We start from the raw sequence: 7090 nt of genomic DNA, 5'->3' as shown, positions 1-7090 counted from the left end.
CGCACGCCGCCGGCGGCGTGCCGCCTCGCTCTCGGCGCCGGTGGTGTCCGGCTCGGCGCCGGAGGTGGCGTCGGGCGTGGCCTCGCCGCCGTGCTCCCGCCCGTCCCGCTGCTGCCGGTCCGCCATCGCCGCCCTCCCCACCCACGACTCCGTCGACTGCGCCCCCGCGCCTCTGTGGCCCCTGTACACGTGCCCACACACCTTCCCTGCGTACGGGGTATTGATGCCAGCGGGGGGCGCCCGGCGGGCCACGGTTACTGTTGACGCATGCGGATTCACGTCGTCGACCACCCGCTGGTCGCGCACAAACTCACCACGCTGCGCGACAAGCGCACCGACTCCCCTACCTTCCGGCGCCTCGCCGACGAGCTGGTCACCCTGCTCGCGTACGAGGCCACCAGGGACGTGCGCACCGAGCAGGTCGACATCGAGACTCCGGTGACGCCGACCACGGGTGTGAAGCTGTCCCATCCCCGGCCCCTCGTGGTGCCGATCCTCCGGGCCGGCCTCGGCATGCTCGACGGCATGGTGCGGCTGCTGCCGACCGCCGAGGTCGGTTTCCTCGGGATGATCCGTAACGAGGAGACGCTCCAGGCGTCGACGTACGCGAGCCGGATGCCCGAGGACCTGTCGGGGCGGCAGGTGTACGTCCTGGACCCGATGCTGGCCACCGGCGGCACGCTCGTCGCGGCGATCCGTGAGCTGATCAAGCGCGGCGCGGACGATGTGACCGCCGTGGTGCTTCTCGCGGCGCCCGAGGGCGTCGAGGTGATGGAGCGCGAGCTGGCGGGCACACCGGTGACGGTCGTCACGGCGGCGGTCGACGAGCGGCTGAACGACCGCGGGTACATCGTGCCGGGGCTGGGCGACGCGGGCGACCGGATGTACGGGACGGCCGACTAGGACGGCACCGTCGCCCTACAGGACCGGCGTCTTACCGGACCGGCGCCTCACGGCGCCGGTCAGCAGGGGTCGCCCGGGGCGGGCCTGGCCAGGATGGCCAGGGTCCGGTCGGCCTCCTTCTGCACGTTCAGTGTCTTGAAGGCCGTGCCGAGCAGCAGGTCGACGTCCTTGGTCTCGCGGGCGTCGTGCTGCGGCTTCGCGCCCTTCAGCTGGGCGCCGAGCACCGCGAGGGACCCGTCCGCGGCGGTCGGGGCGCCGAGCAGTATCCCCGTGCCGGGGATCTTCTTGTCGAAGGCGGCGGGCGCGTTGCCCACCTTGCCGATGAGGAAGCCGCGCTTCTTCAGCTCGTCCGCGGTGCTCTTGGCGAGTCCCGCGCGCGGCGTCGCGTTGTAGACGTTGACCTTGATCTGGGCCGGTTTGGGCAGCGTCTTGGCCGCCACGGCCGACGGGGACGGCTTGCAGGAGGGCGTGCGGTTGCGGTCCGACGCGGTCGCGGTCTTCGTACCCGTACCGTCGTCCGCCGTGAACACGTCGACGAGCTGTACGGTCCCCCAGCCGACGAGACCGAGGGCGACGACTCCTGCGACGGCCGCGAGCACGATCCTGCGGCGGTGACGGGGGGGCCGCATACGGGGGTACTTGGCACCCGTGATGCGATATTTGCCGCCCATGCCAGGGGGGGTGAGCATGCTCATGGCCGCAGCGTAGTGCGCTCCGGTAGTGATTCCTACTAAATGATCAATAGGTTGGGCCTGTAGGTGCCGGAAAGACCCCGAAAGGCTCAGTGCCGGGTCGGTTGAGGGCCCGTCAGCCCAGATCCAGTTCGAGCACGCGCGCGTGCAGTACCTGCCGCTGCTGCAGTGCCGCGCGGACGGCGCGGTGCAGTCCGTCCTCCAGATACAGGTCGCCCTGCCACTTCACGACGTGCGCGAAGAGGTCTCCGTAGAAGGTCGAGTCCTCGGCGAGCAGCGTCTCCAGATCCAGTTGGCCCTTCGTGGTGACGAGCTGATCGAGGCGGACCGGGCGCGGCGCTACATCCGCCCACTGCCGGGTGCTTTCCCGGCCGTGGTCGGGATACGGCCGCCCGTTACCGATGCGCTTGAAGATCACACGGAAAGCCTACCGGGCGAGCGGCTCCGGGCGCAGCCATGGCGCGGTGGTGCAAAAGGATGCATATGGTTCAAAGTAGGAGTGACGTATGAATGGAACCGGCCCGTCCGGTGACGTCGCCTCCGATATCGCCGCCGCACCGGCCCCCCCGTATCGCCTTCCGCCCGCCTTCCGCACGGCCTCCTGAAGAGGCATCAGCACGCACCACGGGCGCCGGGGGAATCCGCTCCCTCGGCGCCCGCGTGCGTGGCTGTCGGTCGGTCAGGCCCGCGACTCGTGCTCGTGGGCGTTCGACGCGCCGACCCCGGTGTCACCGTGGGCCGCGCCGCGCTGGATCTTGGCGGCGGCGTTCGTCCCGGCCTTCGCGGTGAGCGGGCTCAGGTCGTGGGCGTAGTGGCCCACGGCGTTGGCGATGACGTCGATGTTGACGTCGAACGCCTCCTTGTTGATGTTGTCGAGGTCGTCACAGGCCGCGTGGTAGCAGGGGTCGTACGCGACCCCGGCCTCGCCGCCGAACTTCGCCGCCTGGTCCGCGGTCTTTATGCCCTCGGCGCCGGTGAAGGTTCCCCCGGAGGGGATGCCGACCTCGATGAACGGCCCGTAGTCGGAGCGGCCGGAGAAGTCGGTGCCCTCGTGCGGGTAGTTCTTGCTGTCGAGGAAGTCGGTGATGCCCTTCTCCAGCTGCGCCGAGCCCTCCGGGCCCGCGCCCGCGCCCACGCCGTCCGAGTCGTCGCCGTCGTACACGAACTGACCGAAGTTCGGCGAGGCGATCATGTCGAAGTTCAGGTAGAGCGCGATCTGATCGGCCTGCTCGGGGGTGAGGCCCTGCACGTAGTCCTCGGCGCCGAGCAGCCCCAGCTCCTCCGCCGACCACCAGGCGAAGCGGACCTTGTTGGCGGTCTTCTCACGCGACTTGGCCAGATCCAGGGCGACTTCGAGCAGTCCGGCGGAGCCCGACGCGTTGTCGTTGATGCCCGCGCCCTCGGTGACGGAGTCGAGGTGGGAGCCGAGCATCACCGTGTTGGCGGGGTTGCCGCCCTTCGTCTCGGCGATCACGTTGCGGGTGGTGCGCTTCTCCTGGAGCTGACGGATGTCCAGGGAGACCGTCACGGGGCCCGCCGCGGCCTCGGCGGCGAGCTTCGCGCCCTCGGCCTGGGTGACACCGCCCGTGGGGATCCTGGCCGCCGCCGGGTCGCCCAGGGTGCCGCTGAGGGCGCCCTCGGTGTTGTTCGAGACGATCGCGGCGACCGCGCCCGCTGCGGCGGCCGTCTGCTGCTTGGTGGCGAAGTCGCAGCCGCCGCGCTGGATGAGCGCGATCTTGCCGGTGAAGGCGCCGGCCGCGTAGTCGGTCGGCTCGCAGCCGGTGGTCGCGTCGACCGGTACGACGGCCAGAGCGGCCTCGATCCCGCCCTTGGGCGTGGACTTCGTGTACGACATGGCCGTGATCTCGGAGTCGCGCGGCGTCGGCGCGGTGACCTTCAGGGTCTCGGCCTGCGTCTGGATGTACGTGAACTCGAAGCTGTCGTACGAGACGTTGTAGCCGGCCTTCTTCAGGAGGCTGTACACGTACGCGGCGGACGCGTCGTGGCCGAGCGAGCCGGCGGCGCGGTGGCCGTCGGCGGAGTCGGCGATGTCCTGGAACTTCTGAAGGTGCTTGTACGCGTCCTTGCCGGACGCCTCCTTGACGAGCTTCTTGGCGAGCTTCGCCGCGTCCCTCGCCGGGTCGGGCTTGTTGTGCGCGGAGGCGGAGGATGCGGACAGCAGAAGCGGGGCGGCGAGCGCGGTGGCGGCTGCGACTGCCATGAGTCTGCGGGACGTTGCGTTCACAGGGGTCCTTCCGATGCGAACGGGGGTGAACAAGTGCGGATGAGCGTGAACGGTGTGAAGTGAGCAACCGAAAGTTAGCGACCTGGGGCGTTGTAGGGGAACAGATGTGCCAAAACAAGTCGCGTACGGTCGTCCGGAGTCCACTCGCCATCCACCCGGCGCCCTCCGCGCCGGCCGGCCCGCAGCCTCAGTTCTTCGTGCCCTTCGCGGGACTCCCGGGGCTCTGCGCCGCCTTCGCGGCCTTGGCGGCGGCCTTGGCCTCCTGCTTGTGCGCGCGGACCTTGGCCAGGGTCTCGGGGCCCGTGATGTCGGCCGCGGACCGGTACGAGCCCTCGTCGCCGTACGCGCCGGCCGCCGCGCGCCAGCCCTCGGGCCGTACGCCGTACTGCTTGCCGAGCAGCGCGAGGAAGATCTGCGACTTCTGCTTGCCGTAGCCGGGGAGTTCGGTCAGCCGCTTGAGCAGTTCGGCGCCGGTGGCGACCTCGCGCCACACGCCGGCGGCGTCCCCGTCGTAGTGCGCGACCAGGAACTGGCAGAGCTGCTGCACGCGCTTGGCCATGGAGCCCGGGTAGCGGTGGACGGCGGGCTTCTCCGAGAGCAGCGTGGCGAAGGCCTCGGGGTCGTACGCGGCGATCGCGCGCGCGTCCAGATCGTCACCCCCCATGCGTACGGCGATGGTGTACGGCCCCGAGAAGGCCCACTCCATGGGCACCTGCTGGTCCAGCAGCATGCCGACCAGCGCGGCGAGCGGGCTGCGGCCCAGGAGTTCGTCGGCCTCGGGTTGCTGTGCGATGCGAATCGTCGTGCTCATGCGCCGATGGTGGACCGGGACGCGTCAAGTTTCAGGGAGGCCACGCCCTGACGGTGTGTTCATATGACTGTTTTATGGCGCGGATGGCGGTACGGGGCGAGGGGTAGGGCTGGGCCTTGGACACCGACAGCTCCCGGAATGCTCCGGAATCCTCGGGAAAGGCCGCGCACCAGTGACTCAGCCCTTCGAACTGCCGGATTTCTACATGCCTTATCCGGCGCGTATCAACCCGTCTCTTGAGGAGGCCAGGGAGCACTCCCGGACGTGGGCGCGGGACATGGGCATGCTGGAGGGTTCCGGGATCTGGGAGCTGAGCGATCTCGACGCCCACGACTACGCGCTGCTGTGCTCGTACACCCATCCCGACTGCACAGGACCGCAGTTGTCGCTGGTCACGGACTGGTATGTGTGGGTCTTCTTCTTCGACGACCACTTCCTGGAGATCTTCAAGAGATCGCAGGACAGGGAGGGCGGCAAGGCGTATCTCGACCGGCTCCCGTCCTTCATGCCGATGGATCTCAGCCAGGGTTTTCCCGAGCCGACGAATCCGGTGGAGGCGGGCCTCGCCGATCTCTGGAGGCGCACGGTCCCTTCGATGTCCCTGGACTGGCGGGCGCGGTTCGCCGAGAGCACCGAGAATCTGCTCAACGAATCCCTCTGGGAACTCGCCAACATCAATGCCGGGCGGATCGCGAATCCCGTCGAGTACATCGAGATGCGCCGCAAGGTCGGCGGGGCGCCGTGGTCGGCCGGGCTCATCGAGTACGCGGCGGGGGCGGAGGTGCCCGCTTCGATCGCCGGTTCCCGTCCGATGCGGGTCCTGCGCGACTCGTTCTCCGACGGGGTCCATCTGCGTAACGACCTCTTCTCCTACCAGAGGGAGATCGAGGAGGAGGGCGAGCTGAGCAACGGTGTGCTCGTCCTGGAGACGTTCCTGGGCTGCACGACGCAGGAGGCGGCCGACGCGGTCAACGACCTGCTGACGTCCCGTCTGCACCAGTTCGAGAACACGGCGCTCACCGAGCTGGGTCCGCTCTTCGTGGAGAACGGCATCGATCCGGTCGCGGCGGCCGGGACCCTGGCGTACGTGAAGGGCCTCCAGGACTGGCAGGCCGGCGGCCACGAGTGGCACATGCGCTCCAGCCGGTACATGAACGGCGCGGGGGCGGGCGGTGGCGCCGGGGCCGGAGAGACGGCGGGGCCGTTGTTCTCGCTGACCCCGGTCGGGCGCTGGACGGCGGCGTCGGCCTGTCTCAGGAGCCTGACCCCCGGCGCCTCCACCAGGGCACGCGCCCACAGCCATGTGCCGTACCAGCGGGTGGGGCCCTCGATCCTGCCCGCGTTCGAGATGCCGTTCACGGCACGGCTCAGTCCCTATCTGGAGGCGTCGCGCGAGCACAGCGTGGAGTGGGCGCGCCGGATGGGCATCCTGGAGGGGCAGCCCGGCGTCCCCGGCTCGGACATCTGGGACGAGGACCGGATGCGCCGTATCGACGTCCCGCTCTGCGCCGCCGGGATCCATCCCGACGCCTCCCGGGAGGGGCTCGACCTGACCTCGGACTGGCTGGCCTGGGGGACGTACGGCGACGACCTGTTCCCCGTCGTGTTCGGCGGCACCCGCGATCTCGCGGCGGCGAAGGTCTGCAACGAGCGGCTGTCCCTCTTCATGCCGATCGAGACGCTGGACACCCCGCCACCGCTCAGCGCGCTGGAGCGCGGACTGGCCGACCTGTGGGTCCGCACGGCGGGCCCGATGGACCCGGAAGCCCGCCGGACCTTCCGGGCGGACGTCGAGGACATGACGGCCAGCTGGGTCTGGGAGCTGGCCAACCAGCTCCAGAACCGCATCCCGGATCCCGTCGACTACATCGAGATGCGCCGCCGGACCTTCGGCTCCAACATGACGATGAGTCTGTCCCGCATCGGCCACGGCCGGGTGGTGCCGCCGGAGATCTACGCCAGCGGACCCATGAGGTCCCTGGAGAACGCGGCGCAGGACTACGCCTGCCTGATGAACGACCTCTTCTCGTACCAGAAGGAGATCGAGTTCGAGGGCGAGATCCACAACGGCGTCCTGGTCGTGCAGTCCTTCTTCAACTGCGACTACCCGACGGGTGTCGAGATCGTCCACGATCTGATGAAGGGCCGCATGCGCCAGTTCCAGCACGTCGTGGCCAACGAACTCCCCGTCCTGTACGACGACTTCGCCCTCACCGTCGAGGCGCGCTGGGTCCTGGACGGCTATGTGAAGGAGCTGGAGAACTGGCTCTCCGGCATCCTCGTCTGGCACAACGACTGCCACCGTTACAAGGAGGAGGACCTGCTGCACGACCGGGCGGGCACCACCCGGCGGCTTCTCCCGACGCTCAGGGGCCCCGGCACCTCGGCGGCGCGGATCGGCCGGCCGGAGGCGCTGACGCCGTGACCGCCGCTTCCTGC

6 protein-coding genes are annotated in these 7090 nt (G+C 69.5%); 2 read left to right on the top strand and 4 right to left on the bottom strand.

All coding sequences use genetic code 11. From position 1 onward, the window contains the following. The first annotated feature begins 267 nt into the window (after positions 1-267). The gene (gene upp, locus BHU15_RS15710) at positions 268-903 is read left to right on the top strand and encodes a uracil phosphoribosyltransferase (protein ID WP_023540424.1); all 636 of its coding nucleotides are present in this window, start codon (positions 268-270) and stop codon (positions 901-903) included. A 59-nt stretch (positions 904-962) separates the two neighbouring features. Here upp and BHU15_RS15705 read toward each other — a convergent pair whose 3' ends face one another. From BHU15_RS15705 to BHU15_RS15690, 4 genes are all read right to left on the bottom strand, one after another. Beyond that, positions 963-1598, bottom strand: a complete 636-nt coding sequence (locus BHU15_RS15705) for a LytR C-terminal domain-containing protein (protein WP_069627764.1) — start codon at positions 1596-1598, stop codon at positions 963-965. 112 nt (positions 1599-1710) lie between these two features. Further along, positions 1711-2013, bottom strand: a complete 303-nt coding sequence (locus tag BHU15_RS15700; RefSeq protein ID WP_023540426.1) for a type II toxin-antitoxin system VapB family antitoxin — start codon at positions 2011-2013, stop codon at positions 1711-1713. Positions 2014-2274: 261 nt separating this feature from the next. Beyond that, complete coding sequence (locus tag BHU15_RS15695) at positions 2275-3816, bottom strand: M28 family metallopeptidase (RefSeq protein ID WP_023540427.1); 1542 nt, start codon at positions 3814-3816, stop codon at positions 2275-2277. 211 nt (positions 3817-4027) lie between these two features. After that, positions 4028-4651, bottom strand: coding sequence for an HhH-GPD-type base excision DNA repair protein (locus BHU15_RS15690; RefSeq protein ID WP_069627763.1), 624 nt, complete (start codon positions 4649-4651; stop codon positions 4028-4030). A 172-nt stretch (positions 4652-4823) separates the two neighbouring features. Between BHU15_RS15690 and BHU15_RS15685 the strand changes: the two genes are divergently transcribed. After that, positions 4824-7076, top strand: coding sequence for a terpene synthase family protein (locus BHU15_RS15685; RefSeq protein ID WP_079128164.1), 2253 nt, complete (start codon positions 4824-4826; stop codon positions 7074-7076). Positions 7077-7090: the final 14 nt, after the last annotated feature.

The sequence above is a fragment of the Streptomyces niveus genome, assembly GCF_001723055.1.
GTDB lineage: Bacteria > Actinomycetota > Actinomycetes > Streptomycetales > Streptomycetaceae > Streptomyces > Streptomyces niveus.
This window is presented reverse-complemented; position numbering and strand designations above follow the sequence as displayed.

Bases quoted from the DNA above. Each gene is read 5' to 3' on its own strand.
- upp (WP_023540424.1), top strand. From the start codon at position 268: ATGCGGATTCACGTCGTCGACCACCCGCTGGTCGCGCACAAACTCACC.
- BHU15_RS15705 (WP_069627764.1), bottom strand. From the start codon at position 1,598: ATGAGCATGCTCACCCCCCCTGGCATGGGCGGCAAATATCGCATCACG.
- BHU15_RS15695 (WP_023540427.1), bottom strand. From the start codon at position 3,816: ATGGCAGTCGCAGCCGCCACCGCGCTCGCCGCCCCGCTTCTGCTGTCC.
- BHU15_RS15690 (WP_069627763.1), bottom strand. From the start codon at position 4,651: ATGAGCACGACGATTCGCATCGCACAGCAACCCGAGGCCGACGAACTC.